Source organism: Arthrobacter sp. YAF16 (genome assembly GCF_052113385.1).
Classification (GTDB): Bacteria; Actinomycetota; Actinomycetes; order Actinomycetales; family Micrococcaceae; genus Arthrobacter.
Window position 1 is genome coordinate 67150 of record NZ_JBFRDC010000009.1, and the last position, 26863, is coordinate 94012.

Sequence of the window (26863 nt, forward strand, 5' to 3'; positions counted from 1 at the left end):
AGGCCGCGTCCCGGCGGCCAAAAGCGTGGGCAGGCAGTCCAAAAGACTGCCTGCCCTGACGTGCTGCGGCGTGTGCCCTAGTGCGCGGGGACGGCCTCCTTGGCGGCGGCCTTCGGGTCCGTGAGCTTCTTGTTCGGCAGCGCGAAGCTGATCAGGAAGGCGACGCCGGTGAGCACGGCGGCGGTGAGCATGACGGCGTCGATCGACTGGGCGAATCCTTCGGTGATCGGCCGTGTCAGGCTGGCGTTCGCGGTGTGCAGCCAGCTTGTGTCGTTCAGCGAGTCGTTGCTGGCGCCGTTCTTGAAGAACTCGTAAAGCTTGGCGTTCGCGGGGTCGGCGGCAACGGCCGGGTCCTTGAGCACTTTGAGGTAGTCCGCGTTCTGCGCGGCGGCTTTCATGCCGGTGGCGATCTTGTCCGCCGCGAGGCTGAACAGCATCGAAATGAACACCGCGGTCCCCACGGCACCGCCCATGGAGCGGAAGAACGCGGCGGAGGAGGTGCCCACGCCCATGTCCTTGGCCGGAACGGAGACCTGCATGGCGAGGGTGAGCGGCTGCATGCAGAAGCCCAGGCCCAGGCCAAAGAACACAGCAATCGCGCCGGGGACCCAGAGCGGCGTATCCACGCCCAGCGAGAGTCCCATAACGACGGCGGCCGCGGTCAACACGGCGGTGCCCAGGATCGGGAAGATCCGGTAGGTGCCGGACGCCGAAATGGTCCGGCCGGCCGTGATGGACCCGGTGAGGATGCCCACCGTGAAGGTGATCATCATGAGCCCGGCCTCGGTGGGGGTGAGGCCCTTGACCAGCTGGAGGTACATCGGCAGCATCGCGATCGCACCGAACATGCCGACGCCGATGATGAAGTTCAGCAGCGAGGAGAGCCCGAAGGTGATGTTCTGGAACAGCCGGAGGGGGATCAGGGCGTAGTCGCCGGCGCGCTTCTCGGCCAGCAGGAACGCGACGATGCCGATGATGCCGAGTCCATAGCAGAGGAAGGCCCCGGTGGAGCTCCAGCCCCAGGTCCGGCCCTGTTCGGCGACGAGCAGCAACGGCACAATCGCCAGGGTGATGGCGGCGGCGCCCCAGTAGTCGATCTTCTGCTTCAGGTGCTTGGCCGGCAGGTGCAGGTACAGGAAGACGACGGCGAGGGCGGCCAGGCCGATCGGGATGTTGATGAAGAAGACCCAGCGCCAGCCGTCAAAGCCCAGGATGTTGGCGGAACCGGCAAAGGCGCCGCCGATCACCGGGCCCAGCACGGAGGAGATGCCGAAGACGGACATGAAGTAGCCCTGGAACTTGGCGCGGTCCTTCAGCGCCACGATGTCGCCGATGATGGTCAGCGCGAGGGCCAGCAGGCCGCCGGCGCCCATGCCCTGGATGCCGCGGGCGATCGCGAGCTCGGTCATCGAGTGGACCGAGCCGGCGTAGAGCGAGCCGGCCAGGAAGATCAGGATCGCGGCGAGGTAGAGCGGCCGCCGTCCGAAGATGTCGCTGAGCTTGCCGTAAAGCGGCGTGCTGACGGTGGAGGTGATCAGGTACGCCGTCGTTGCCCAGGCCTGCAGCGAGAGGCCGTCCAGGTCGTTGGCGATGGTGTAGATCGACGTGGACACGATCGTCTGGTCCAGGGAGGACAGGAACATGCCGAGCATGAGGCCCACCATGACGGTGATGGTCTGACGGTGCGTCAAGACCTCTCCGGGCAGGCGTGAGGACGTGGTTTTGGACATAACCGCTCCAAGGGGAAGTTTTTTGGGGTCAAGCAGGAAGGTTGCTTTCAGTAACTATCTTAGGGCCTGCTTTGTTCCCGCCCGCACCGGCTCCTTGGGCGTTGCCGTCCAGTTCCCGCCCACCCGCTCAGCGTTCCAGCAGGATGCCGTCCGGGTCGCACCAGATCAGCTGGCCGGGCCGGACGGCGACGCCGTCGATGTCCAGCTCGACGTCGGCCTCCCCGGCGCCTGCCTTGGCGCTCTTGCGCGGGTTGCTGCCGAGCGCCTTAACCCCGAGCGGCAGGCCGGCGACCGCCACCCGGTCCCGGATGGCACCGTTGATCACGACGCCGGCCCAGCCGTTCTCCACGGCGCTCGCCGCGATCAAATCCCCCATCAGCGCGGTGCGCAGCGAGCCGCCGCCGTCGACCACCAGCACGGCGCCGTTGCCCGGCGTGCCCAGCATGGCCTTGACCAGGGCGTTGTCCTCGAAGCAGCGGATGGTCCGGACCGGTCCGCTGAAGTGGGTGTGGCCGCCGAGCGACTGGAACTGCAAGGAGATGGAGTCCAGCTCCTCGCCACGCTCGTCGTAGAGGTCGGCGGTGTTGACGGGATTTGAGGGCTGGTCTGGCACTGGTTCTCCTTGGCTGCGTGAATAAGCGGTGGGCGTTGCTGCCCACGATAGTCTGGGCCCACACTGATCATCAGCTTCAGTCACCAGTTCCGGGGGGAACCACATGAGCCTGTCCAATGCCGCGGCACCGGCCCTTGCCGAGCCGGAACGCCGTGTCCGCCCGGTCTGGACGGCGGGTGTGGTCTTGGTCAACGTGGGCATTAATGCGGCCTTCTTCGGCCCGCTGCAGGTGCTGCTCGGCCAGCAGGCGGCGGCCTTCAACGAGGGCGAAAAGGAGGCAATCCTGGCCCTCGTGACCGGGGCGGGGGCGGCCGTCTCGCTCGTGGCCAACCCGTTGTTCGGCGCCTTGAGCGACCGGACGGTTGCGCGCCGCGGCCGCCGCGTGCCGTGGGTCCTCTTCGGTGCCATTCTTGGCGCGGCCGCCCTCACGGCGCTCGCCGGCGCCCCGAATGTCGCCGTCATGACCATTCTCTGGTGCCTCGTGCAGGCCGGCTGCAACGGAGCCTACGCCGCCATCACCGCCGCCATCCCGGACCGGGTGCCGGTACCGCAGCGCGGCACCGTGGGCGGGCTCGCCGCAATGGGCCAGACCGTGGGCATCCTGATCGGCGCCGTGATCGCCGCCGTCGTCTCCGGCAACTTCGCGCTCGGCTACGCGTTCTGCGCCGTGGCGCTGCTGGCCGGCGTCGGACTGTATTTCTTCCAGAACGACGACGTCGCGCTGCCGCGGCACGGCCGCCCGCCGTTCAAGCTGGGCGAATTTGCCAGGAGTTTCTGGATCTCCCCGGCCCGATACCCGGATTTCGCCTGGGCCTGGCTCACCCGCCTGCTCGTGAACATCGGCAACCACATGGTGACGCTGTACCTGCTGTTCTTCCTCACCGACGCCGTGCGCCTGCCCCAGACGCAGGGCATCGAGGCGGAGTTCGGCGTCCTGATCCTCACCGGCCTGTACGCGGTCATGGTGATCATCACGAGTGTGATCGGCGGCCGGCTCAGTGACCGGATGGGCCGGCGCAAGCCGCTCGTTATCCTCTCCTCGGCCGTCATCGCGGCGGCCGCGCTGATCCTCGCCTTCGCACCGACCTGGCCGGGGGCGCTGATCGGCGCCTCGGTGCTGGGCATCGGCTTCGGCTCCTACCTCGCCGTGGACTTCGCCCTGATTACCGAGGTGCTGCCGACGGCGCTGAACCGAGGCAAGGACCTGGGGGTCATCAACATCGCCAATTCGCTGCCGCAGGTGATCGCGCCGCTTATCGCCTACCCCTTCGTGGCGCTCTGGGGAGGGTACGTTTCGCTGTACGTCGCGGCCGCGGTGATCGGCCTGCTCGGCGCTGTCTTCGTGGTCAAGATCAAGGGCGTGGACTAGGCGTTCCGGGGGTCCGTGTGACTGGCAAACGGCCCCACACCGTGCCGTATAGTGGACGGGATCGCCGAGGCAGTGCTGTGGACTAACCCTCCCGGCTGCCGAGAAAAACGACCCCGGAACGCTGCTGATGCCTGAATTTCCTTCAGATCTTCCACCAATGGCCCCGCCGCCCACCCTGCCCCGGCAGCGCCTGCGCTATGCGCGGATCCTCGACGTCGCAGCCGGCTTTGCCCGCAAGGGACTCGACTCCGTGGTTCTCTCCGAGGTGGCAGCCAGGGCGGACGTACCGCTGGGCACCCTGTACCGCTATTTCCCCTCCTCGGCGCAGCTGATGCTGGCCCTGTACCGCAAGCAGCTCGGCGAGCTGCACCTTGGCGAATGGCCGGCGGGGACCAGGGTGCCGGTGCACGCCCTGGTGGGCGCGGTGATGGAAATCTTCCACATGCGCCTCATGCAGCCTGCAGTGGAGCAATGCCTGACCCGCGCGGTCTACGCGAAGGACACGGACACCACCCGCCTGCTGCGGGACATTGACGCGACGGCGGAGAAAGCAGTGACCGCGGTCAGCGGCGACCCCGCCGTCTCGCGGGTCCTGCTGCTCACCGTCACCGGCCTGGTGCAGTCCGTCCGCTGCCGCCGGCTCTCGCTCTTCGAGGCCGAAGAGGACCTGAAGAAGGCCTGCTCCCTGCTGTCCCGGGGGCGCCAGGCCGCCCAGCCGGTCTAGACCAGTTACCGGAATGTGTCCGGCCGAATCTCCGGCCGGCGACCGCGTTGCTTACCATGGCAGAACCGGAGCGGCGCGAGCGCCAGCACTTCCGGAGCTTCACCCGCAGGCCCGCCACCCCGGGGCCGCCGCCGGAGTTCCGCCAGACCATCTCGGGCACCCTGTGCCCCAGCAGCCAAGTGCCGTATGCCCACGGTGAGCCCCAGGAGACAACGACGTGTCCATTGAAACGACCATTCCCGCCGAACCCACTGCCCCCGAAGGGGCCGCAGAAGCGCCGGTAGCGGCGCTTAGCGACGAGGAGATCTTCGCCTCCCACCAGGGCGGCAAGCTCTCGATTTCCAGCACCGTCCCGCTCGCCAGCAAGCGCGATCTGTCCATCGCCTACACGCCCGGCGTCGCCCAAGTTAGCCGCGCCATCGCAGCCAACCCGGAACTGGCCAAGACCCTCACCTGGGCCCAGCGCCTCGTGGTCGTGGTCAGCGACGGCACCGCAGTGCTCGGACTTGGCAACATCGGCGCCAGCGCCTCGCTGCCCGTCATGGAAGGCAAGTCCGCCCTCTTCAAGGCGTTCGGCGACCTCGACTCCATCCCGCTTGTCCTCAACACGACCGACGTCGACGAGATCGTCGAGACTCTGGTCCGGCTGCGTCCCAGCTTCGGCGCGGTTAATCTTGAGGACGTTTCGGCGCCGCGCTGCTTCGAACTCGAGGAAAAGCTGATCGAAGCCCTCGACTGCCCTGTCATGCACGATGACCAGCACGGCACCGCCGTCGTCGTCCTCGCCGCGCTGACCGGTGCCGCGAAGGTGACGGCCCGCGAGCTCAAGGGACTCCGCGTGGTGGTTTCCGGTGCCGGCGCGGCCGGGATTGCCGTCGCCGAAATCCTGCTGACCGCCGGCATCGACGACGTCGTGCTGCTGGACTCCCGCGGCGTGATCAACCGGGACCGCGCGGACATCGCCGCGGACCCGGCCAGCAAGAAGGCCCAGCTGGCCGTCCGCAGCAACCCCCGCGGCGTCTCCGGCGGCCCCGGCGAGGCGCTCCTCGGCGCGGACGTGTTCATCGGCGTCTCCTCCTCCCGGCTGGACGAGGAGCACTTGAAGCTGATGAACCACAGTTCGATCGTTTTTGCCCTTTCCAACCCGGATCCCGAAGTGCTGCCGGAGGTCGCGTCCAAGTATGCGGCCGTCGTCGCCACGGGCCGCAGCGACTTCCCCAACCAGATCAACAATGTGCTTGCGTTCCCAGGCATCTTCCGCGGCGCCCTCGACGCCGGTGCCCGCCGCATCACTCCGGCGATGAAACTCGCCGCGGCCCGCGCCATCGCGGACCTGGCCGAGGACGATCTCTCTGCCGACTACATCGTGCCGAGCCCGCTGGACCCGCGTGTGGCCCCGGCCGTGTCGGCGGCCGTAGCCGCGGCGGTGGAGGCGGAATAACCAGCCGCCGCCGTGGCCAACCCTAAACTGGGGGCATGAACCCCGAGATCATCGTGACCGTCCTCTGCGGGCTCGCCATTCTGGTGGGCGTGGCGGGCATCGTCATCCCTGTGCTCCCCGGCAGCATCCTGATCGGCCTCAGCCTGCTGGCCTGGGCCCTGTGGGGCGGTGCCGGAACCACCGGCTGGGTGGTCTTTGGCGTTGGCCTGGCCTTGGTGCTGGCGGGAATGGCGGCCAGCGCCGTGCTGACCGGCCGCAAACTCAAGGAACACCGCATTCCCAGCCGCAGCGTGGTGACAGGCCTGGTCTTTGGGGTGGCGGGCATGTTCCTCATCCCGGTGGTAGGACTCTTCGTGGGGTTCGCCGCCGGCCTGCTACTCAGCGAATCCCACCGCACCCGGGATTTCCGGTCCGCCATGACCACCAGCTGGGCGGCCTTGAAGGCCACCGGTGTGGGCATGCTGGTGGAGTTCGGTCTGGCTTGCCTTGCCGCGAGCACCTGGGTGATCGGCGTCTGGGTGGCTGCCGCCAGTTAGCCCTTCCACCGGCTGCCAAGGGTGCACTACTAGCATGGAAGAATGAGCGCCGGACAGTCCCCAGGACCCATCTATCGCGACACCCGTGACCTCACCCCGTTCGGCGTCCCGCAGGTCCGCACGCCGGTGCGGGACATCGCAGACGGCGTCGGCGGCATCCTGCATACCGCCCTGGGCGGCCGGAACGGGGCGCTGCTCAGCGTGGACGGCGCCACCCCCCGGCTCAAGCGGATGCCCGGAAAAGCGGCGAAGGCGGTGTACGAGGCGACCTTCCACAACACCGACCCCAACCGGCTGATCGCCTTGGGCCGCGCCTACCCGGGCTGGGCCGGGCTTTGCTACGTGCTGGCTGGTCTCCTGGCGCACAAGCAGGGCGGCTACCTGCGGGCCTCGGAGCTCCTCCAGCGCGGACTCACCACCGGGAACGACGACGACGCCAACCGGTTCGCGTCCGGCTATCTGACCCGTGTGGTCACCCGGGTCGAAGTAGCCGAGCGCATCGAGGTTCCGGTTCTCTTCAGCGAGGAAGCGGTGTTCCTCGCACTTTCGCACTCCCTGCGGGAGACAGGCCACCTGGAGGCAGCGCTGCAAACCGTGGCCTCGCTTCCGCCGTCGCTGCCCGCGGCCCTGGCCCGGTGCTCGGTGGCGTTCTCGATGGGCCGGGACAAGGAAGTGATGGTCTGGACGGAGGGGCTGCTGAATGCCGACGACCTCTCGGCCGCGCTGCTGCTGATCCGCGCCCGGTCACTGCGCCGCCTTGGTGCCGCGGCGGCCTCCCAAGCGGCGGTGAAGGAAGTTCTCCGGCGGCGGAAGACCCACCTGGCACTCCGAAATGATGCCCTGACCGACCGCGCCTTGCTGCTCCTGGACAACGGCCGCAAATCACTGAATCCCCGCGACTGGCTGCGCGGCCGGCCCGCCCAGCTGGAAACTTTCGAGGTCATCCGCAAGGACGTGGAGGAACGCAGGCTTTGGGAACAGGAATGGAAGCAGTTGAACGGGGAATGATGCCGTCCTGGCGGTTGCCGGAAGGCTACTGCCAGATGGTCTGCGCAGCCAGCGGCACCAGCTGTTCGCCCAGCAGCACCAGGCCCAGCGCCACCATGATGATTCCGCTGGCCAGCGTCACCCGGCGGGCAGCGCCGGGCCGGGTGTGCAGGAGCTTCCGGGCCAAGAGCGCCACGCAGCTGTAGACCACGGCCACCAACAGGACAAAAGTGAGCCCCAGCAGGCCGGACTGCAGCGGCACGGACAAGGCGGCGTCGGTGCTGACGAACTGCGGGACCAGGGCAACGAAGAAGAGCAGCCCCTTAGGGTTGATGCCGCTGGTGCCCATGCCCTGCAGGAAGACCCGGAACTGGTTGGCCTGGGCCGGCGCGGTGGCGGCTTGGCCGCCGAAGCTGGCGCCCCGCCAGGAGCGTACCGTGCTGACGCCGAGCCAGAGCAGGTAGCCCGCGCCCGCCACCGTAAGCCAGCCCAGGAGCCCGGGCATGCCCGTGATCACGGCGGCCAGCCCGGCGGCCAGGAGTGCGGTGTGTACGACGTAGCCGCCGCAGAGGCCGGCCACTGCGGGCACGAAACTGCGGTCCTTGAGCCCGGCGGCGATGGAGTAGGCCCAGTCGACGCCCGGGGTGCAGGCGAGGGCCACGGCGACGCCGATGAAGGCGAGGAACAGCTGGGGGTTCACGACGGACTCCTGACGGTGGGCTCTAGGAGTAAGCCTAGGAATTTTCGGGCCAAAAGTGCTTACTGATTTCGCCCGTAAAGCCGTGCCGACGGTAAGGTTATTGCGTGATTGACCATATTGACAGAAGTATTTTGCGCAACCTCCGTGAAGACGGCCGGATGACTGCCACGGCGCTCGCGGCGAAGGTCGGGCTCACCGTGGCGCCGTGCCACCGGAGGCTTCGCGAGCTGGAGACGTCCGGCGTCATCCGCGGTTACCGCGCCGACATCGATCCGGCCGCCGTCGGGCTGGGCTTCGAAGCGATTGTGTTTGTCACGCTGCGTCAGGTGGACCGCGCCACCATGGAGATCTTCGAGAACCGCGTGGCGGAGAACCCCAACATCGTCGAGGCCCAGCGGCTCTTCGGCGAGCCGGACTATCTGCTCAAGGTCATTGCAGAGGACCTCCCGGCGTACCAGCGCTTTTACGACGCCGAGCTGACCTCGCTGCCCGGCGTCGAGCGTCTAACCTCGACGCTGGTCATGAAGAACCTGAAAGCGAATACCGGCCCGCCCGTGTGATCCGGGCGGTTAGCCTTCCAGCAGCCCTGTGGTCCGGTAGGGGATGACCTCGCGCAGGAACATGCTGGTGGACGTCCGCACAATCCCCGGACACAGCCGGATTTCCTCGGAAACCCGGTAGAGATCGTCGGGGCTCGTGGCGACCACCCGGATCAGCAGGTCGGTGTCGCCTGCGGGCGCATGGCATTCGAGCACCTCCGGGATGTTCCGTAACGCGGCGATCGCCTCATCCAGGTGGCTCTGGTCCAGTTCGGCGCTCACCGCCGCTGCCACTCCGCGACCCAGTGCGGAGGGCAGTACCAGGCTGCTGTTCGGGCGGAGCGCGCCCGACGCCGTCATCCGCTCGAGCCGGGACTGGACAGTTCCGCGGGCCAGGCCCAGTTTCTGGGCCAGCACCATGATGGGGACCCGGGGGTCAGCATCCAGGGCCAGGAGGATCCGGCGATCCGTCGAGTCGAGCTGCTGCAATCTGACCACTTCCTGCCAATAGTCGAAGCTCTCAATGGTCAATCTGACCAACGAGCGCGGTGCCTGTTGCACCAACTGTATGGCTACTGCTCAAATAGTGGCAACAAGGGATGCGGGCCACCGCCGGCACCCGAAGGCTACAGATCCCCCGGCACACCTCCCGGACCCTGGATGAGGCATCCCGCAAGGAGCCCGCCGCTGATTGACTCTTGTTCACGCATCGTCTTTCCGCACACCCTTAACGGCAAGAGCCCCTGAGCCCCCGACGTCGGATGTCCGAAGTCATCGGTGGCTGAGGGGCTCTTGTGTTGCGCCGCATAGGCTTGTCCCATGACATCAGCCGGACGCTTCGCCCCCAGCCCCTCCGGCGAGCTGCACGTGGGCAACCTCCGTACGGCCATCCTCGCGTGGCTCTTTGCCCGGTCTACCGGCCGACGCTTCCTGATGCGGGTCGAGGACCTGGACCGCGCCCGCGCGGGTGCCGAGGCCGGGCAACTCCGTGATCTGGCGGCGATCGGCGTGGACTGGGACGGCGGCGTCGTCCGTCAGACGGACCGGGAGCACCTCTACGCCGCCGCGATCGACCGGCTGACCGCGGCCGGGCTGACCTACGAATGCTTCTGTGCCCGCCGCGAAATCCAGGAGGCGCCGTCCGCCCCGCACGCCCCGCAGGGCGCGTACCCGGGCACCTGCCGGAACCTGGGCGAGGCCGAGCGTGCGAGCAAACGGGCGGTCCGGCCTGCGGCGGTCCGGCTCCGCGCGGCCGTCGCCGAGGCGACTGTTCGGGACGTGCTGCACGGCAGCTTCACCGGCGTGGTGGATGACTTCGTGCTCCGCCGCAATGACGGGGTCACCGCCTACAACCTGGCCGTGGTGGTGGATGATGCCGCGCAGGGGGTCGACCAGGTGGTCCGCGGCGATGATCTGTTGCCATCCACTCCGCGGCAGGCCTACCTGGCCTCCCTCTTGAATATTCCCGTTCCGGAATATGCCCACGTGCCGCTGGTGTTGAACGCCGACGGCGCCCGGCTGGCCAAGCGTGACGGTGCGGTGACGCTCGCGGATCTTGCTGCCGTGGGGGTCGCCGTCGATGAGGTGCGGGACGCGCTGCTGGAATCCCTGGGTTTGCCTGCGGGATCCCTGCGGCAGGCGCTGGCCGTGTTCGATCCCGCGGGCCTGCCGCGGGAGCCGTGGGTGTGGCCGGGGATGGGCGGCCCCGACGCGTAGGCTGGAAGCATGTCAGAACCAGAGTTCATGGAAGCGGCCGCGCCGAAGACCGGGTTTACCGTCGAGACGGCCAGGGTCCTCGCCGAGGTGGCCCACAACCGGCAGAAGGACAAGCTCAAGCGGCCCTACCGCGAGCATGTGATCGCCGTCGGCGATGCGCTGGCCGACTTCGATGACGACATCCGGATCGCCGGATACCTGCACGACATCGCCGAGGACACTCCGATGACGCGGCAGGCGCTGCTGGAGATGGGGGTCCCCGAACGGGCCGTGGACATCATCGAGCGGGTCACGAAGCGGCTGCACGAGAACCCGGACGACTACCAGGCCGGCATCCGCTATATCGCCGAGGACCACGATGCCACCCTGGTCAAGATCGCCGACAATGCGCACAACTCCCTGCCCGAACGGGTCAAGGCGCTGGCGGAGAAGTGGCCGGACAAGCCGCCGGTCACCCGCTACGACGAGGCCCGGCCGGTGCTGTACGCCGCGGTTCCGGTGGAGGAAACCCGCAAGATCCTGGCCCGGATCAACCCGTGGTTGCTCGAGGAGCTCGATGACATGCTCGACGAGGCCGACGACACCGACTACGAGAACCTCTCCTACGACGGCAACCCGGAGGGCTAGACCCGGCCCAGCAGGTCGATGTCCTCGAGGAACTCCTGCTGCACTTCCGCGCTGACGGTGGTCCGGGTGTCCGCGATCGCGTCGAGGTAGTCCTGCGTCGCCGGGCCCTTCCGGACCGCCTCGCGGACGGACGCGCCGCCGTCGTCGTACACGGCTTTCTCAAGCGCACGCTGGGAGGCGCTCCGGGCGGCGTATTCGATGTCGGCGGGAGAGAAGCCCTCAGTGCGATCCACCAGCAGCTCCACGTCCACATCGTCCACGACGGTGGCGGGGATGAAGCGCTGCCACATGGCCTCGCGGGCCAGGCGGTCCGGCAGGCCGATCGGGATGACGTAGTCGAAGCGGCCGTGGCGCAGGAACGCGGAATCCAGGGCGCGGATGAAGTTGGTGGCGCAGACCAGCAGCCGGCCGGGCTGTTCGCGGAAGGCCGGAATGATCTTCAGCAGCTCGTTGGTGACGCCCTGCAGCGGCGACGGCGGCTCGCCGGAGCGCTGCGAGGCGATCTCCTCCACCTCGTCGATGAACACGACGGCATGCTCCAGCTCGGCAATCTCCAGGAAGGTCTCGCGCAGGGCCCCGGCCAAGCCCAACGGGTCGGCGGCGAGCCGGGAGGGGAAAACCTCCACAAAGGGCCACTCCAGCCGGGACGCAATCGCCTTGGCGAAGGTCGTCTTGCCGGTGCCCGGAGGGCCGAACAGCACGACCGCGCGCGGCGGGACCACGCCATACTCGTCGGCCAGGTCGGCTTCGGCCAGCGGCAGGACGAGGCGGCGCTCCAGGAGTTCCTTCTCGTTGCGCATGCCGGCGACGTTTTCCCAGAGGTCGCGGGCCAGGATCCGCCCGCCCAGCTGGCTCAGCGGCTCGAGTTCCTGGCGCTGCACCGGGATCTTGCGTTCAAAATAGCGCAGGTTCTTCTTCAGCACGAAGCCGCGGCTCAGGAAGGCCTCGACGCGGGTTTCGGACTCCGGCATGAGGGCGGAGAGCTTGTTCAGCCCGTGCGGGGCCATCCGGTTTTCCACGGAGGCCAGCAGCGAGGTGCCGATTCCGCGGCCGCGGAACTCGGGCAGGGTGGCCAGGAAGACGATCCAGCCCTGGTCGTGCGCGGCGCGGCCGACGGCGGCACCCACCACCTGCTCGCCCTGCACCGCGACGACGGCGTGGTCCTTCTCGCACGAGGCCAAGACCTCGGAGAGTGCGTAGACCGGCTCGACATTCGTGGCCTTGAGGGATTCCCAGAGGTGCAGGATCCCGTCCAGGTCGGCCGAATGGAAATCCCTGATCCGCCAGTTGGTCATGAGGTGTCTCCCGGGTGGTTCGTCGCTGAGCCAAGTGGAACTGTTGTTCCGAGCTTAGGCGACAGGCACCCGGCGGGAGCGCTCCGGTACTCTCCGTTACGCCGCCCGTCCACCCAACTAGCTCGCAGTTGTTGTCGTTTTGAGCCCTGAAAACGACAACAAGTGCGAGCTAGTTGGGCGGCGGCGGCCCGGTTCTATTCGTTCCCGGAGTTCCCGGAGTTCCCGGAAGGCCGGTTGGCCACCAGCGGGTACGGCCCGGTGAAGCCGTCGCGGACCGCGGCGATCTCCAGGATGCGGTGCCGGCAGAGGCGCCACCCGAGCATCAGGAGCGGGACGATGACCACAAGGGACGCGATGGTCCAGGTCCCCACCGGCGAGTCGAACGCCATCAGGACCAGCACGGCGAGCAGGAACGCGAGCGTAATCCAGCCTGTGACGGGTGCGCCGGGCATCCGGAACGCGGGCCTGAGCAGTTCCCCGCGGGCTGCGAGCCGGGCAAGCTGCATCTGGCACAGGACGATCATGGCCCAGGTGCTGATGATACCCAGCGACGCCACGTTCAGGACGATCTCGAAGGCCTCGGCCGGGACCACGGCGTTCAGGATGACGCCCAGCACGGCCACGCCGGCAGTGAGGGCGATTCCGCCGTAGGGCACGCCTGCCTTGTTCATCCGGGCGGCGAACTTCGGCGCGGACCCTGAAACGGACATGGACCGCATAATCCGGCCGGTGGAGTACAGGCCGGCGTTGAGCGAGGAGAGGGCCGCGGTCAGGACCACCAGGTTCATGATGGCGTCCACGCCGTCCACACCAATGGAACCGAAGAACGTCACGAACGGGCTTTCACCGGCCTTGTAGGAGCTGTAGGGGAGCAGCAGCGAGAGCAGCACGAGTGAGCCGACGTAGAACACGGCGATGCGTACGATCACGGTGTTGATGGCGCGCGGCATGATCTTTTCCGGGTTTTCCGTCTCGCCCGCCGCCGTGCCGATCAGCTCGATCGATGCGTAGGCGAACACAACGCCCTGCATCACCACGATTGCCGGCAGCAGGCCGTTGGGGAACAGGCCGCCGTTGTCCGCGATCAGGGTGAAGCCGACCTCCTGGCCGGCGACGGGGGTGCCGAAGATGACGAAGTAGATGCCGACTATCAAAAAGGACACGAGCGCCACGACCTTGATGAGCGCGAACCAGAATTCGAGCTCGCCGAACACCTTCACGCTGATGAGGTTCAGGCCCAGCACCAGGATCAGGGCGGCAAGGGCCCAGGTCCATTGCGGTACATCGGCGATCGGCGCCCAGTACTTCTTGAAGAAGTTCATGTACAGCGCGACGGCGGTGATGTCCACGATCGCGGTCATGGCCCAGTTCAGCCAGTACAGCCAGCCGGTAACGAACGCGGCCTTCTCGCCGAAGAATTCGCGGGCGTAGGAGACGAAGGAGCCTGATGACGGCCGGTGCATCACGAGTTCGCCGAGTGCGCGCAGGATCATGAACGCGAAGAACCCGCAGAGGGCGTAGCTGATGATCAGGGCCGGTCCGGCGGTGGCGAGTCGGCCGCCGGCGCCCATGAACAGGCCGGTGCCGATGGCGCCGCCGATCGCGATCATCTGGACCTGCCGGGGTTTCAGGCCTTTGTGGTAGCCCTGGTCTTCGGCATGGAGTGCGGCCTCGGAGGCGTGGGCATGCGCCGGAATGGTGTGGTCGGAGATGCCCTGCTGCGGGGTTGGCTGTTCCTGGGCCGGCGGTTTTTGGGCGCGGGCAGTTTCTGGATAGGTCATGGGGGTCCTTCGGGGTTCGAGGGGCGCTACTTGCTCAGGTTGGCCAGTCGCTGCGGGCTGAGCAGTTCGGTGAGCTGCTCGGCGGTGAGCAGCCCGTGTTCGAGTACGAGTTCCGCGACTCCCTTGCCGGTGGCGAGGGCTTCCTGCGCGATCGCCGTGGCGGTCGCGTAGCCCAGCTGCGGGTTGAGGGCGGTGACGAGGCCGATTGACTGTTCCACCGTCAGGCGGAGCCGTTCGGTGTTGGCGGTGATACCCCGGACGCAGCGGGCCGTGAGGGTGCGGCAGGCGGCTTCCAGGTGCGAGATGCTCTTGTGGAGGCTGTGGACGATGATCGGTTCGAAGGCGTTGAGCTGGAGCTGGCCGGCTTCTGCGGCCATGGTGATGGTGACATCGTTGCCGATGACCTCGTAGGCCACCTGGCTGACCACCTCCGGGATGACCGGGTTGATCTTGCCGGGCATGATGGAGGAGCCGGACTGCACGGCCGGAAGGTTGATTTCGCCGAAGCCGGCGCGCGGGCCGGAGGAGAGCAGCCGGAGGTCGTTGCAGATCTTGGACAGTTTCACGGCCACCCGCTTCAGCACCCCGGAGAGGTGCACGAAGGCGCCGACGTCCTGGGTGGCCTCGATCAAGTCCGCCGCCGTGACCAGCGGCAGGCCGGTGATCTCGGCAAGGTGCCGACAGGCGGCCTCTGCATAGCCCGCCGGGGCGTTCAGGCCGGTGCCGATCGCCGTGGCGCCGAGGTTGATCTCGTGGATCAGCAGGTCGGCTTCGGCCAGCCGGAGCCGGTCCTCGCCGATCGTGACTGCGTAGGTGCCGAACTCCTGCCCCAGCGTCATGGGGACGGCGTCCTGCAACTGGGTGCGGCCCATCTTCACCACCGTGCGGAATTCGACGGCCTTGGCGGCGAAGGCCTCTTCCAGCTCGGTGAGGGCTTCCAGCAGTTCCCGGGCGGCGAAGATCGTGCCGAGTTTGACCGCGGTGGGGTAGACGTCGTTCGTGGACTGGCTGAGGTTGACGTGGTCGTTGGGGTGCAGCCGTGCGTAGTCGCCCTTCGGGTGTCCAAGGATTTCCAGGGCCCGGTTGGCGATTACCTCGTTGGCATTCATGTTCGACGACGTTCCGGCACCGCCCTGGATGACGTCCACCACGAACTGCTCGCTGAGTTTACCGCTCATGACATCGGTGCAGGCGTCCTCGATGGCCCGGGCGCGCTCGGCGTCGAGCAGCCCGAGCTCGTGGTTGGTGCGGGCGGCAGCCAGCTTCACGGCGGCCAGCCCTCGGACCAGGTACATGTTGGAGGACAGCGGCTGGCCGGTGATGGGGAAGTTCTCTACGGCCCGAAGGGTGTGGACACCCCAGTAGGCGTCAGCGGGAACATCCCGGTCGCCCAGGAGGTCATGTTCGGAGCGGAAGTCGGCTGGTTCGTCGAGCGGGGTCATGGCGGTCCTTATAGGGCGTGGGGATCGTTGAAAGTTACGGGGGCGGCGAGGAAATCGGTGGCCTGCAGCAGTCCGACGGGCCGGCCGCCGCCCAGCACAGCTGACGTGGCGAGCCCCGTCAGAGGCGAGGTGTCGACGTCGAGCGCCTCCAGCAGGCGCACGGTGACAGGCATCCGGGCGCGGTCCCCGCCGTCGGAGATTTTGACGGCGACGGCGCGGCCGTCCGGAAGGCCCACGAGCTGGACGCCCTCAAAGCCGTCCTTCGCGAGGAGGCCGGGGACCAGGCGCATCAGTGCGGTGACATCCCGGTCCTCGCCCGCCACCATCCCGGGGTGGCGGCGCATGGCGTGGGCCACGGCAGCCTCCGCGCTGTCGGATCCCTTTGCCGAGGCCAGCTGGCCGAAGGCGCGGGCCATGCCGCGCAGGGTCAGGGCGAACAGCGGGGTGCCGCAGCCGTCGGTGGAGGCGCGCTCCGGCTGCTCGCCGGTCAACTCCGCCACGGTCCGGGCCACGAGTTGCTGCAACGGGTGCGCCGGGTCCAGGTATCCCCGGACGGGCCAGCCGTTGACGAGGCAGGTGGCAACCATCGCGGCGTGCTTTCCGGAGCAGTTCTGCGCCAGCCGGGTGGCCTGGCCGCCGCCGCCGAGCCATTCCTCGCGTTCGCGGACGCCGTAGGGGAGGTCGGTGCTGTTCTCAAGGTCAGCGGGGTTGAGGCCGTACCGGTCCAGGATGCGCAGCGCGCCGTCGCGGTGGACGGTGGCTCCGGAGTGGCTGGCGGCGGCTAGGGCGAGGAGTTCCTCCGGGAGGTCGAGGCCGGCGCGAACCATGGCGACGGCCTGCAGGGGCTTAAGGGCGGAGCGCGGGTAGAACGGGGCGAGCGGCTCGCCGGCGGCCAGGAGGGTGCGGCCGGACGCCGCGGTGGCGATGGCCGAGCCGTAGTGGACGCTCTCGGCCACGCCGTCGCGGGTCTGGACCGCAAGGGGGACGTGCTCCGGGAGCCTCGCGGGGGCCGCTGGAGTTGGAATGTGCGCGACGGCAGGGGAAATCATTGCGTCCTTAGCAGTGGAGGTGTTCGTTGCTGGTCAAGGTGCTGTTGCTGGGTCTGCCCGCTGGGCCGGATCACACGCCGGAGTTGGGATGCAGGATCGAGGCGAGGGCAAGACCAACGGCGTGCAGGTGCTGGCTCATGGCGATTCGCGCCGTTGCTGCGTCGCCGGCCTCGATGGCGGCCAGGATGCGCCGGTGCTCTTCATCCGAGGCGTGCTGGCGGTCCGCCACCATATTCAGGGTCTCCGACTGATGTGCCAGGGCCTCGCGGATGTCCGCGACGACGTTCTCGAAGACCTTGTTCCGGCTGGCCTTCGCGATCAGGGCATGGAAATTCGAATCCAGGCCAACCCACACCTCGGGGTCGTCCTCGGCGGTCATGGCCGCGACGATGTCCCGCATGGTGTCCAGTTCCTCCGGCGAACGGCGTTCCGCGGCGAGCCCGGCGGCCGGAACTTCGATGTGGGGGCGGGCCTCGGTGAGGTCCAGGGCGGAATACTGGCCCAGGACCAGGTCTTTGGCCACATGGTCGGCGACGACGAAGGTGCCCCGCCCGGTCCTCGTGACGGTAAGCCCCAAGGCGTTGCAGGAACGCAGGGCCTCGCGGATCACGGAGCGGCTCACGCCGTACTGCTGGGCGAGCGTGGCTTCGGAACTCAGTTTGGCGCCGATGCCGAGCTTGCCGGATTCGATCTCGGAGCGCAGGACGTTAAAGACGGCCTCGGCCGCGCTGAGGCGGGCGAGTGGTTGTCCGGCTGTCCGGCTGTCTGACAGGTTCACCTCTCAAATATGGCAGAGGTCACACTGGGGTGTCAACCGGCTCCCACGCCCGGGAGCCGGCCGAGCGGACACTTGGGCTCACTCCGAGGGCCCGGTCAGGGCTACAAGTGTCCGCTCGGCCCCGGCAGCTGAGCCTAGAGGCCGGCCAGCAGTCCCTTCATTTCCTTGATTTCGTCCGTCTGGGAGGCGGCGATGTCCCTGGCCAGTTTGATCGCGTCCGGGTTCTTGCCGCTTCGGACCTCCGCGTTGGCCATCTCGACGGCGCCCTCGTGGTGGGCGATCATTTGGGTGAGGAACAGCTTCGCGGCCTCGGTGCCCGTGGCGGCGTCGAGCTGGCGGATTCCGTCATCGCTCACCATGCCGGACATGACGTGGCCTCCCGGCATTTGGGTGGATTCGTTCCAGCTCCGGAGCCAGCCGGTCATCCGTTCGATCTCCGGCCCCTGGGCAGCCTTGATGCGGCCGGCCAGGGCGGTCACCTTGGGGTCGATGCCCTGCTCCTTGAGCATCATCTCGCTCATTTCGACAGCCTGGGCGTGGTGCGGGATCATCCCCTGGGCGAACATGGTGTCCGTGCCGTTGTGGTCCGCGGCTGCGGGCGCGGAACTCGATCCCGCGCTGCCGTGGTCCATGCCGGGCATGCTGCTGCCGGAGCCGGTGCTGGCGGAGCAGCCGGCCAGGGCGATGATCGCGGCGAGGGCGGTGGCGGAGATTGTCAGTGCTTTGTTCATCAAAATTCTGTCCTTTGGGAATCCGGCGTGCGCCGGCGGCGGACGATGCGAGCCTAAGGGGTGCGCACCGTGTGGGGGCGTGGGTGCCGGCGAAGCGCGGCACGGATCCCCTTTACGTCCGGCTAATGGACAGCTCGTTCGGCGTTGGCGTGGAGGGGAGGTAGGAGTTGGCGGCGAGCTGGTCCACTTCCGCCGCGCTCCGTGGCCGGAACGTGAGCAGTGTTGCCCCGGGCAGGGGCGCGCTCAGGGACGCGCCCGAGGGGGCCGGGGTGCACGACGTGTGTGCCGCGTGCTGTTCGCCGCAGCCTCCACCGCAGACGCACGACGGCGGCGTCGGAGTTTCGTGATGGATCGCCTGGCCGGTGTGCGCGGGTGCAGTATGGCCGGCAGCTGCGTGGAGGGATGCAGAATGGCCGGACGCTGGGGCGGTCTGGACGTGCTCAGCCGAGGCGTGCGCTCCCTGGGTGCCAGCGAGGACGTGCATGCCGAGAAGCCCGGCAAGCACGGCGAGGATGCCGGCCAGCAGGGCGAAGCGGAGGAGGCAGGCGGCCGGATCATGCTTCGATGCTTCGGTCACGTCGCACCTCCTTTCAGGCTGATGTCCCGCAGTTCAGGCTACCGGTGATCAACGATGGCTCCGCTGATTGTGTTCCAGCCACCCGCGGCCAGCCCGGTTAACAGTTGGACCGACGCGGCAGGTGTGAAAGTATCTGCGTATGAATGCAGATATGCGGGTTGATGTCGACAGCCCCCACGTGGAGCTGGCCGTCGAAGTATTTTCCATGCTGGCCGACGCCACGCGGGTCCGGCTGATCCTCGCTCTGGGGAACGGTGAGCTGCCGGTTAACGCCTTGGCGGAGCAGGTCGGGAAACCGGCCTCTGCCGTCTCGCAGCACCTGGCCAAGATGCGGCTGGGCGGTATGGTCGCCACCAGGCAGGAAGGCACCAAGGTCTTTTACCGGTTGCAGAATGATCACGCCCGCCAGCTGGTGATGGATGCGATCCACCAGGCCGAGCACGCGCTAGGCACTGCCCCGGGACACGGCGCATGAGCGGGCCGGGGAACGCTGTGGGCCACAACCGCCACGGGGAACACGACGGCCACGATCATCCGCACGATCACGACCACCCGCACGAGCACGACCACGCGCACGATCACGACCACCCGCACGATCACGACCACGCCCCCGGGCTGAAGGGTTGGCTGCACGAGCTCTTCGTCCCGCATTCCCATGACGCCGCGGACTCCATCGACGAGGCACTCGAGTCCAGCGCCCAGGGCATCCGCGCAGTTAAAGTCTCGCTGCTGGGCCTGGGCGCCACCTCGCTGTTCCAGCTGGCGATTGTGCTGATCAGCGGATCGGTGGCGCTGCTGGCGGACACCGTGCACAATTTCTCCGATGCGCTTACCGCGGTGCCATTGTGGATTGCGTTCCTGCTCGGCCGGCGCAAACCGACGCGTACCTACCCGTACGGCTTCGGCCGCGCCGAGGACCTGGCCGGACTCTTCATCGTCGCCATGATCGCCCTCTCCGCGGTCGTGGCCGCCGTCGAATCCATTCGCCGCTTCTTCGAACCGCAGCCCGTGCAGAACCTCGGCTGGGTCCTCGCTGCAGGCCTCGTCGGCTTCGCGGGCAATGAGCTGGTGGCGATCTACCGGATCCGGGTCGGCCGGCGGATCGGGTCCGCGGCGCTGATCGCCGACGGCGTGCACGCCCGGACTGACGGCTTCACGTCCCTCGCCGTGGTGGCCGGTGTCATCGGCGTCTGGCTCGGCTTCCCGTTGGCGGATCCGATCGTGGGGCTGCTGATCTCGGTGGCGATCATGGTGCTGCTCTGGGGCACCGTGCGCGACGTCGGGCGGCGACTAATGGACGGCGTCGACCCCCAACTGAGCGATGCGCTCGCTGGCGTCGTCCGGGAGCGCTCGCCGCTGGGCGGGACCTCCCGGCTGCGCTGGTCCGGCCACCGGCTGCACGCCGAGATCACGGTCCCCCTCAGTCCGGACGCCCGGCTGGCCGATCTTTCCTCGGTGGCCGCGGACCTGGAAGAGGGCGCCAAGGCGGCGCTGCCGCACCTCGGCTCGGTGACGGTGGTGCCGTCCATAACGCAGTCCGCTTAGCCGGGGTCAGATCCCCAGGGAAGCGAGGCTCTGCCGCAGGGTCTCGGCCGAGTGGTGGAGGGAAGCGAGTTCGCCCTCGTCCATGGGTGTCTCCAGGACCGCGCGCACGCCGCCGTTTCCCACGATGCTGGGCAGTGAGAGGGCGATTCCGTCGATCCCGTACTGCCCGCCCAGCACCGTGGAGACCGGGAGCACCGCGTTTTCCGAGCGCAGCAGCGCCTCCACGATCCGGGCACCGGAGAGGCCGATCGCGTAATTCGTGGCGCCCTTGCCGGCGATGACTTTGTAGGCGGCCTGCGTGACTTCGCGGGCGGTTTCGGTGAGGTACCCGGGGGTGAAGATGCGCTCGCCGTCGACCTTCCAGTCCCGGATCGGCACCGGGCCGATGGTCGCACCGGACCAGACCGGGAATTCGGTGTCGCCGTGTTCGCCGACCATGCTGGCGTGCACGCTGGTCACGGACACGCCCGCGCGGTGCGCCAGCAGCCAGCGCAGCCGCGAGGTGTCCAATACGGTGCCGGAGGAGAAAACCCGGGCGGTCGGCAGCCCGGTGATCTTTTGCGCGGCCACGGTCAGCACATCACAGGGGTTGGTGACAAGCACGTAGACCGCGTCCGGGGCGTGTTCGAGCAGTTGCGGCATGAGCTGCTCGAGGATGCGGACGTTGGTGCCGGCCAGGTCCAGGCGGGTCTGGCCGGGCGCCTGTTTGGCCCCCGCGGTGATGACGACGACGTCGGCGCCTTCGGTGACGCTGATGTCCCCGCCGCCGTTGACGGTTGCCGCCGCCGCCGTGAACTGGGTGCCGTGCGCCAGGTCCAGGACCTCGGCCTCGGCCTTGGCCGCGTTGACGTCAAAGAGCGCGACGTGGCTGGCCGAGCCGCGGATCAGGGCGGCGTAGGCCAGCGACGTGCCGACGCTGCCGGCGCCGACGACGGCCAGTTTGGATCCGGAGCGTGCGGTCATAAGCCTCTCCATCTTGCGCGGTCAGCTGCCGGGCGGCACGACGGTGCCCGCGGTTTCGCCGCCATCAATGACGAATTCGGCACCCGTGACGAAGGAGGATTCCTCGCTGGCCAGATAGACGGCGAGCTGCGCGATCTCGGCGGGTTGGCCGATCCGGTGCAGGGGCACATGGCCGGTGTCGAAGGTCATGCCCTCGGTCATGGGGGTCTGGATGACGCCGGGGTGGACGGAGTTGACCCGGGTCCCGTCCCGCCCAAGGTCGAGTGCGGCCGCCTTGGTCAGGCCGCGCACGCCGAATTTCGACGCGGTGTAGCCGGCGAGGTTCTCGTAGCCGCGCAGTCCGGCGATGGAGGAGACGTTGATGATGGAGGAGGAGCCCGCCCTGGCCAGCGCTGGGGCGGCGGCCTTGATGCCGTTGAAGACCCCGGTGAGGTTCACCTCGATGATCCGGGCCCACTGTTCGTGCGGGTAGTCGTCGATCCGCCCGAAGTTCACGATGCCGGCATTGTTGACCAGGATGCTCAGGCCGCCGAAAGCGGACACGGCCTCGTTAACTGCTGCGTCCCAGTCCGCCGGGCTGGTCACGTCCAGGTGAACGTAGCGGACGCCGTCGCCGAGTTGAGCCAGTAGCTGGGCGCCGTCGTCGTCCAGCACGTCGCCGACGACGGCCGTCGCCCCTTCGTCAAGGAAGCGCTGCGCGATCGCGGCGCCAATGCCGCGGGCGCCGCCGCTGATCAGTGCGACTTTGCCGTCCAAACGTCCCATACCGTTGTCCCTTCGAGCTGCACCAGTCAGCGCTGTATCCGTCTGCGCTGCATCCGTCTGCGACGGGCCGGCCGTGATGCGGTCAGCTATCCCAGCTTGGCTGGAGGAGACGTGGTTGGGCAGGGCCGTTGGGCCCAAGGGCGACGTCGGCAGGCGGCGGCGAGCCGGAGTCGTGTGGCGCCTAGAGGTGCTGGATCCCCGCCCGCTGCATGGCGTCCTTGTAGACCGCGACGTTCTTGGCCAGGAGTTCTTCCTGCTTGGCCGGCGATACGGCAAAGGCGCGGCCACCCAGCGCGGTGGCTTTGTAGATTTTCACGCCGCGGTTCTTCAGTGAGGAGTGGTAGGTCTTTTCGAACAGCGTCAGGAAGGCGTGGGCGTCGGCACCGTGGGCGATGATCGCGGAGGTCCGCTTGTTGATCTTCATGAACTGGCGGAAGGGCCGCAAGCCGTCGGTCTTTTCCTGGACGTTCAGGGCTGACGGGAGCTCCGGGTCGCGGACCCAGGGATAGGCGTTCCACGGCATCACATAGCGCGGGTCGAGTTCGACGGCTTCGTAGATGGAGGTGGCGCGGCGGGCTGCCTCGTCCTCGTTGAAATGCGAGACGAACCCCGATTCGCAGCCCTTGCCGGGCGCAATATGGAGAGTCACGATGCGGCACTCGTCCTCATCATGGACGGGGTCGATGTACGGGACCACAGATCCCGGCTTCTTCTCCATCAGTTCGTCGCAAAGTTGGGTCACGGCCGCGATGTTCGGTTCCTGCAGCAGAGTCTTCTTTTCGTCCCAGTCAATCGTCACGATTTCTCCCTCAGCACTCGGCGTCCAGAATCAGGCGTCTTGTTCCACTCTACGCTTCTGTGCCGGAGGGTGTTTTCGTGCGGCCCGGAAGAGGCAACGGACCCCTAGCCTCGGCTTCTGGGCAGGCGTACGCTTAAAGCGCCTGCAGGTAACCACTTGATTAAGCCGGGTCGTTCTGGACATGAAAATGTCCGAGCCGTCTCATAGCGAGATCGCGAAGGTACCTGCAGGTCCTGTGTTTAACGGATTTTTGGCCTTTAGCGGATACATGGCGGCCTGCCGCCCTCCCCGAAGTCCCTCAGCAAGCCGCGGACGGCCAACCTCGTCCCTAAGTCTCAGGCCGCTCTCAGTCCTGACCCGCCCGAGCTTCAGCACCTTGACGAGGTGTCGAATTTCCCGACGCTGGCCGAATGTCGCAGTCGACCCATATGCCCCTCCCGGCAGCGGCGGGGCGGTGGAGTGGTAGCTGTGGCCGGTGGGTGTGGTGAGTTGGAGGGTGTGCCGGGGTCCGGGTCGTGGTTGTGCGTTCCAGCCGGGGGTTTCTTTGGTGTGGTTGCAGGCTTCGCAGAGCCCGGCGCCGTTGGCTGCTGTGGTGGTGCCGCCGGTGTGCCAGGGGATGATGTGGTCCAGGTGGCGGATGGGTGCGTCGCAGTACGGGGTCCGGCAGGTGTCGTCCCGGGCCTGGATTAACCGGCGAAGCCCGGGCGGGAAGATCCGGGCGCGGGAGTCCATGGCCACGAGTTCGCCGGTGGCCGGCGCGGTGTAGAGCCTGCGGAGCCAGAGGGCGAAGGCGCGTTCGTCGGCCGAGCCGCCGGCCGCGTCCGCAGTGCCGGTGCCCGCGTCCCTCAGCAGGGCCCGGGCCCACCCTGCTGGGACGATGCCGTAGCCGGGAAGACGGGCGGGTTCGCTGTCGGCCTGGAAGAGGGTGCGGTCGGTCATGATGAGCTGGATGTCGATGCCGCTGATCCCGCCGGCTTTGCCGGTGGTGCGTTCGACCAGGGCGTCGGCCATCAGCTGGCCCCGGGAACGGGGATCCCCGGCGGCCCGGGCAGCGTCTGCGTACCGGGTGAGCGCCGCGTGCACGGCCACTCCCTGGCCGACCGACAACAACGCCGTCAGGTAGCACATGGTGTCGGGGGCCGGGCGGAGGCTGACGTGGCGTTCGGTTTCGGCGTGGCCGGCGAGCTGGGTGATGGAGCGCGGGTCCCGCCGGTACGCGGCGGCACGGGCCGCGGCGATGATGGCGCGGCCGCCCGCGCCGTCGAAGGTCCCGGCGTCGGGGGCGAGTTCTTCGTCGACGGCGGCCCGGTCGGCGGGGGACAGGCAGGCGGTTTCGCGGGCCAGGAGGGTGGCGCGCCATTCGTTGAGCTGGCCGGTTTCCAGGGCGGCGAGGGTGTGCGGCATTTCGGTGACGAGTGCCTTGGCGAGGCCGAGGAGTCTCCCGCCTTTGGCCGGGGATTCGCGGCGGGCGAGGGCGAGCTGCGCAGCAATGCCGGTGCCGAGCTGGTCGGCGGGAACCCCGGCCAGGGATTGTTCGCGGCGCTGGGCCAGGTCGAAGGCGACGGCGTCCCGGGCCTGCCGGGCGGCCAGGGCGGACTTCAGGTCCTCCAGCTCGCGTGTTTCGTCGATGAGGGCCGCTGCGCTGGCCGGGGCCGGGATTCCGGCCAGGATCCGCGCGAGGTCCGCGACCGTTGCGCTGTCCGCCGGAGCCACGTCGGGCCCTTGCTTGCCGTCCATGGAATCCAGTCAATCAGGCACCTGTGACAATTAAGGCGGCCGAGAAACCGCCGCCTCCGTAGGCACCAAGAGCACCGCCACGCCTAAAAGCCCAAGCCAAGGAACCCATGCCGATCAACAGACAGTCACTGAAGCAGGACGGCTTCACCGGGTTCCGGGCGCTAACGGAGTTGGACATCAACCGGATCCCCCAGAAACCCGGCATCTTCGCCGTGCTGCTGCCCGAGAGCCCCGGGCCGGGTAGCGCCCGGCCTCAGTTCCTCGCCAAGAGCACGGCTGGCATCTTCAAGAAAAAGGATCCAACCCTCAAGCCCGAGGCGCTCGACGTCGAATGGGTCGATGGTGCCGACGTCCTCTACGTGGGCAAGGCCGGGCCGGGCAGCAAAGGCAACCGGGGGCTGCGCCGGCAGATCCAGGAGTTCGTGGACTTCGGGAAGGGCAAGCCGCCGGGCCACTGGGATGGGCGGCTGATCTGGCAGCTCGCCGCCGCCAACAAGCTGATCATCGCGTGGAAGGAGCTACCCGTGGACCAGCTCGCCGCGGCCGAAGCCGGCTACCACGCCGCGTTCATCGCAGACCACGGCAGGCTGCCTTATGCCAACATGGTCCAGGCCCGCGTCAAGGGCGCCTAGTCGTTAAGGGCGCCTAGGCGCACCCAGCTAAAACCCGACGCGGTGCGTGAACCGCCCCGCCACCAGCGTCGCGGCCACCGGCATCGCGGCAAACTCGGCGTCGGAGGCGGCCAGCGGGTCGGCGTCGAGCACGACGACGTCGGCAGGGTCGCCGACGCTGATCCGGCGCCGTCCGCGCGACGACGCAGCCAGCGCCTCCTGCCGGGTCAGCGCCTGCTCCGGGTGCCACGGACCGCGGCCGTCCTGCCGGGCCCGGGTGGTGGCGGCAGACATGGCCGTCCAGGGTTCCAGCGCCGCGACCGGAGCGTCGGAGCCAAGTGCCAGCGTGGCCCCGGCGTCGAGCAGGGAGCGCAGCGGGAACGCCCGCTCCGTCCGGCCGGCCCAGTTGGAGTCGGCCGCGTCGCGGTCATCGAGGGCGTGGGCAGGCTGCACGCTGGCGGTGAGGCCGAGTTCGCCGAACCGTGCGAAGTCCTGCTGCCGGACAAACTGCGCATGCTCTATCCGGCCCGGTATCCCGGCTGCCGCGAAGGCGTTCAAAGCCACCTCGTTGGCGCCGTCGCCGATCGCGTGTACCGCGGGAACGAACCCGGTGTCGCGGGCCCGCACCAGCAGCTCCAGCAACTCCGGCTCGCTGACCGTGAGCAGTCCGCGGCCGCCGTGCGGGTAGGGGTCCACGCAGTACGCCGTGCGCGTGTTCAGTGAGCCGTCGATCAAGACCTTCAGCGGACCCACCCGAAGGAGTCCGCCGCCCTCCGGAACCTGCTGGCCGGTCCGCATCCCCGCGCCGACGGCTCGGTCCAGATCCTGCGGATAGACCCCCGCATCAACGCGGAAGGAATCGAACCCCGCCGCGATCCGCCGCAGCCACGTATCCCGGTTCCAGACCATCTCGAAGTCGACAATCCCCACGATGCCTCGCGCAGCGGCTGCCCTCCCGGCGTCGCGGACCATGGCGTCGACCGCGGCGTCGGGCAGTCGGCCCAACTCCCTGGTGAGTTCAAAGGCCGGATCCTCGCGGAGCAGTCCGTCCGCACCCACGGCCACGCCGTAGCGCCCGGCGGCCGCGGTGTTGAGCCACACGCAGTGCAGATCGTGGCTGATCAGCGCCGTGGGGACGCCGGCGGTTGCGCCGTCGAGCAGTTCAAGACTGGGCATGTCCGCCCAGACAGCGTCGCGGAATCCGACGCCGACGAGCGTCCGGCCGCCGGCCGCGGCGCCGCCGTAGCCTCTACCTTCGGCCGCCCCGGAACCCTTTTCATTCAGCTGGGATTGCACGACGGCGGCCGCTTCCCGAGCGGAGCCTGCGCCGGAAAGATCGATCCGGCCCGCGGCGAGGGCCCACTGGGTCATGTGGACATGCTCGTCCCACAGGCCCGGAATCACGAAGCGCCCGTCCAGGTCCACCACGTCGAGACCGCCCGCCGATGCCTCCGCCGACGGACCCCGCGAGCCCGCGGGCACAATCCGAGCAACAATGCCGTCCGTAATGAAAATGTCACACAGCGTCATTTCCCCCGGCTGCCGGACCGAGGTGAGGGCAAGACCCGGCTGAGCGGCGGAAACGGCATTTTTCGGCATAGGAACAGGCTAGGGCCACCTGGGGGTGGCAACAATTCGCGCACCACTGGTCACTGCCAACACACGCCTCCCAGTCGCCCGAGCCCCGGCGCGTGCAAGGGACTTTCGCCCCCTTGCCCGCGAACAGCACGGAGGTCATTCTGGAATTGGGGCGGTTCCTGCACGGCCATGGGGGATGAACCGCCTGCAAGCATTTTCGGTCTCGCTAG

Annotated in this window: 27 protein-coding genes; 11 read left to right on the forward strand and 16 right to left on the reverse strand. The window is 68.1% G+C overall.

Annotation, left to right across the window (positions count from 1 at the left end; genetic code table 11):
* Positions 1–77 precede the first annotated feature (77 nt).
* Both AB4Y91_RS15085 and rraA read right to left on the reverse strand, forming a co-directional pair.
* Positions 78–1730: an MDR family MFS transporter gene (locus AB4Y91_RS15085; RefSeq protein ID WP_441419247.1), complete on the reverse strand. Its 1653-nt coding sequence runs from the start codon at positions 1728–1730 to the stop codon at positions 78–80.
* Between the two features lie 127 nt (positions 1731–1857).
* Positions 1858–2343, reverse strand: a complete 486-nt coding sequence (gene rraA, locus AB4Y91_RS15090) for a ribonuclease E activity regulator RraA (protein WP_441419248.1) — start codon at positions 2341–2343, stop codon at positions 1858–1860.
* A 103-nt stretch (positions 2344–2446) separates the two neighbouring features.
* Here rraA and AB4Y91_RS15095 point away from each other — a divergent pair, with 103 nt between their 5' ends.
* The 5 genes from AB4Y91_RS15095 (at position 2447) to AB4Y91_RS15115 (ending at position 7421) form a co-directional block, all read left to right on the forward strand.
* Positions 2447–3712 carry an MFS transporter gene (locus AB4Y91_RS15095; RefSeq protein ID WP_441419249.1) on the forward strand — a complete coding sequence of 422 codons (1266 nt, stop codon included), beginning with the start codon at positions 2447–2449 and terminating at the stop codon, positions 3710–3712.
* Between the two features lie 127 nt (positions 3713–3839).
* Positions 3840–4436 carry a helix-turn-helix domain-containing protein gene (locus tag AB4Y91_RS15100; RefSeq protein ID WP_441419250.1) on the forward strand — a complete coding sequence of 199 codons (597 nt, stop codon included), beginning with the start codon at positions 3840–3842 and terminating at the stop codon, positions 4434–4436.
* Between the two features lie 235 nt (positions 4437–4671).
* Complete coding sequence (locus tag AB4Y91_RS15105) at positions 4672–5877, forward strand: NAD(P)-dependent malic enzyme (RefSeq protein WP_441419305.1); 1206 nt, start codon at positions 4672–4674, stop codon at positions 5875–5877.
* A 35-nt stretch (positions 5878–5912) separates the two neighbouring features.
* A complete protein-coding gene (locus tag AB4Y91_RS15110; RefSeq protein WP_441419251.1) occupies positions 5913–6413 on the forward strand; it encodes a DUF456 domain-containing protein in 501 nt (166 codons plus the stop codon).
* 42 nt (positions 6414–6455) lie between these two features.
* Entirely contained in the window at positions 6456–7421 is a 966-nt protein-coding gene (locus AB4Y91_RS15115) for a hypothetical protein (protein ID WP_441419252.1), read from the forward strand.
* Positions 7422–7446: 25 nt separating this feature from the next.
* Here AB4Y91_RS15115 and AB4Y91_RS15120 read toward each other — a convergent pair whose 3' ends face one another.
* Positions 7447–8100: a LysE family translocator gene (locus AB4Y91_RS15120; protein WP_441419253.1), complete on the reverse strand. Its 654-nt coding sequence runs from the start codon at positions 8098–8100 to the stop codon at positions 7447–7449.
* A 104-nt stretch (positions 8101–8204) separates the two neighbouring features.
* Here AB4Y91_RS15120 and AB4Y91_RS15125 point away from each other — a divergent pair, with 104 nt between their 5' ends.
* Positions 8205–8660, forward strand: a complete 456-nt coding sequence (locus AB4Y91_RS15125) for an Lrp/AsnC family transcriptional regulator (RefSeq protein ID WP_175323527.1) — start codon at positions 8205–8207, stop codon at positions 8658–8660.
* A gap of 9 nt (positions 8661–8669) precedes the next feature.
* Here the strand turns inward: AB4Y91_RS15125 and AB4Y91_RS15130 are convergent, their stop codons facing one another.
* Entirely contained in the window at positions 8670–9128 is a 459-nt protein-coding gene (locus AB4Y91_RS15130) for an Lrp/AsnC family transcriptional regulator (protein ID WP_441419306.1), read from the reverse strand.
* A gap of 330 nt (positions 9129–9458) precedes the next feature.
* Here AB4Y91_RS15130 and gluQRS point away from each other — a divergent pair, with 330 nt between their 5' ends.
* Positions 9459–10355 (forward strand): tRNA glutamyl-Q(34) synthetase GluQRS, encoded by an 897-nt coding sequence (gluQRS, locus tag AB4Y91_RS15135; protein WP_441419254.1) that lies wholly within the window; start codon positions 9459–9461, stop codon positions 10353–10355.
* Positions 10356–10364: 9 nt separating this feature from the next.
* The gene (locus tag AB4Y91_RS15140; protein WP_441419255.1) at positions 10365–10982 is read left to right on the forward strand and encodes an HD domain-containing protein; all 618 of its coding nucleotides are present in this window, start codon (positions 10365–10367) and stop codon (positions 10980–10982) included.
* On the opposite strand, the gene AB4Y91_RS15145 is transcribed toward AB4Y91_RS15140, so the two are convergent.
* The 7 genes from AB4Y91_RS15145 to AB4Y91_RS15175 form a co-directional block, all read right to left on the reverse strand.
* The gene (locus AB4Y91_RS15145; RefSeq protein ID WP_441419256.1) at positions 10979–12277 is read right to left on the reverse strand and encodes an ATP-binding protein; all 1299 of its coding nucleotides are present in this window, start codon (positions 12275–12277) and stop codon (positions 10979–10981) included. The genes AB4Y91_RS15140 and AB4Y91_RS15145 overlap by 4 nt on opposite strands.
* A gap of 194 nt (positions 12278–12471) precedes the next feature.
* Positions 12472–14058: an amino acid permease gene (locus AB4Y91_RS15150; RefSeq protein WP_441419257.1), complete on the reverse strand. Its 1587-nt coding sequence runs from the start codon at positions 14056–14058 to the stop codon at positions 12472–12474.
* A 26-nt stretch (positions 14059–14084) separates the two neighbouring features.
* Complete coding sequence (locus AB4Y91_RS15155) at positions 14085–15500, reverse strand: aspartate ammonia-lyase (protein WP_441419258.1); 1416 nt, start codon at positions 15498–15500, stop codon at positions 14085–14087.
* Between the two features lie 8 nt (positions 15501–15508).
* Positions 15509–16549, reverse strand: a complete 1041-nt coding sequence (locus AB4Y91_RS15160) for an asparaginase (protein WP_441419259.1) — start codon at positions 16547–16549, stop codon at positions 15509–15511.
* Positions 16550–16619: 70 nt separating this feature from the next.
* Positions 16620–17327, reverse strand: a complete 708-nt coding sequence (locus AB4Y91_RS15165) for a FadR/GntR family transcriptional regulator (protein WP_441419260.1) — start codon at positions 17325–17327, stop codon at positions 16620–16622.
* Positions 17328–17461: 134 nt separating this feature from the next.
* The gene (locus AB4Y91_RS15170) at positions 17462–18058 is read right to left on the reverse strand and encodes a DUF305 domain-containing protein (RefSeq protein WP_441419261.1); all 597 of its coding nucleotides are present in this window, start codon (positions 18056–18058) and stop codon (positions 17462–17464) included.
* Between the two features lie 112 nt (positions 18059–18170).
* On the reverse strand, positions 18171–18635 hold the full coding sequence (locus AB4Y91_RS15175) for a hypothetical protein (RefSeq protein ID WP_441419262.1): 465 nt from the start codon (positions 18633–18635) through the stop codon (positions 18171–18173).
* Positions 18636–18774: 139 nt separating this feature from the next.
* Here AB4Y91_RS15175 and AB4Y91_RS15180 point away from each other — a divergent pair, with 139 nt between their 5' ends.
* Together AB4Y91_RS15180 and AB4Y91_RS15185 are read left to right on the forward strand one after the other, a co-directional pair.
* The gene (locus AB4Y91_RS15180) at positions 18775–19110 is read left to right on the forward strand and encodes an ArsR/SmtB family transcription factor (protein WP_441419263.1); all 336 of its coding nucleotides are present in this window, start codon (positions 18775–18777) and stop codon (positions 19108–19110) included.
* Positions 19107–20180, forward strand: coding sequence for a cation diffusion facilitator family transporter (locus AB4Y91_RS15185; RefSeq protein WP_441419264.1), 1074 nt, complete (start codon positions 19107–19109; stop codon positions 20178–20180). Before AB4Y91_RS15180 ends, AB4Y91_RS15185 begins: the two co-directional genes overlap by 4 nt.
* A 6-nt stretch (positions 20181–20186) precedes the next feature.
* On the opposite strand, the gene AB4Y91_RS15190 is transcribed toward AB4Y91_RS15185, so the two are convergent.
* The 4 genes from AB4Y91_RS15190 to AB4Y91_RS15205 form a co-directional block, all read right to left on the reverse strand.
* The gene (locus AB4Y91_RS15190) at positions 20187–21143 is read right to left on the reverse strand and encodes an L-lactate dehydrogenase (RefSeq protein ID WP_441419265.1); all 957 of its coding nucleotides are present in this window, start codon (positions 21141–21143) and stop codon (positions 20187–20189) included.
* A 21-nt stretch (positions 21144–21164) separates the two neighbouring features.
* Complete coding sequence (locus tag AB4Y91_RS15195; protein ID WP_441419266.1) at positions 21165–21908, reverse strand: glucose 1-dehydrogenase; 744 nt, start codon at positions 21906–21908, stop codon at positions 21165–21167.
* A gap of 181 nt (positions 21909–22089) precedes the next feature.
* Positions 22090–22707 (reverse strand): uracil-DNA glycosylase, encoded by a 618-nt coding sequence (locus tag AB4Y91_RS15200; protein WP_441419267.1) that lies wholly within the window; start codon positions 22705–22707, stop codon positions 22090–22092.
* A 201-nt stretch (positions 22708–22908) separates the two neighbouring features.
* Positions 22909–24444, reverse strand: coding sequence for an HNH endonuclease (locus tag AB4Y91_RS15205; protein WP_441419268.1), 1536 nt, complete (start codon positions 24442–24444; stop codon positions 22909–22911).
* Positions 24445–24551: 107 nt separating this feature from the next.
* On the opposite strand from AB4Y91_RS15205, the gene AB4Y91_RS15210 reads away from it, so the two are divergent.
* Positions 24552–25076, forward strand: coding sequence for a hypothetical protein (locus AB4Y91_RS15210; RefSeq protein WP_441419269.1), 525 nt, complete (start codon positions 24552–24554; stop codon positions 25074–25076).
* Positions 25077–25103: 27 nt separating this feature from the next.
* Here AB4Y91_RS15210 and AB4Y91_RS15215 read toward each other — a convergent pair whose 3' ends face one another.
* Complete coding sequence (locus AB4Y91_RS15215; RefSeq protein ID WP_441419270.1) at positions 25104–26654, reverse strand: amidohydrolase; 1551 nt, start codon at positions 26652–26654, stop codon at positions 25104–25106.
* Positions 26655–26863: the final 209 nt, after the last annotated feature.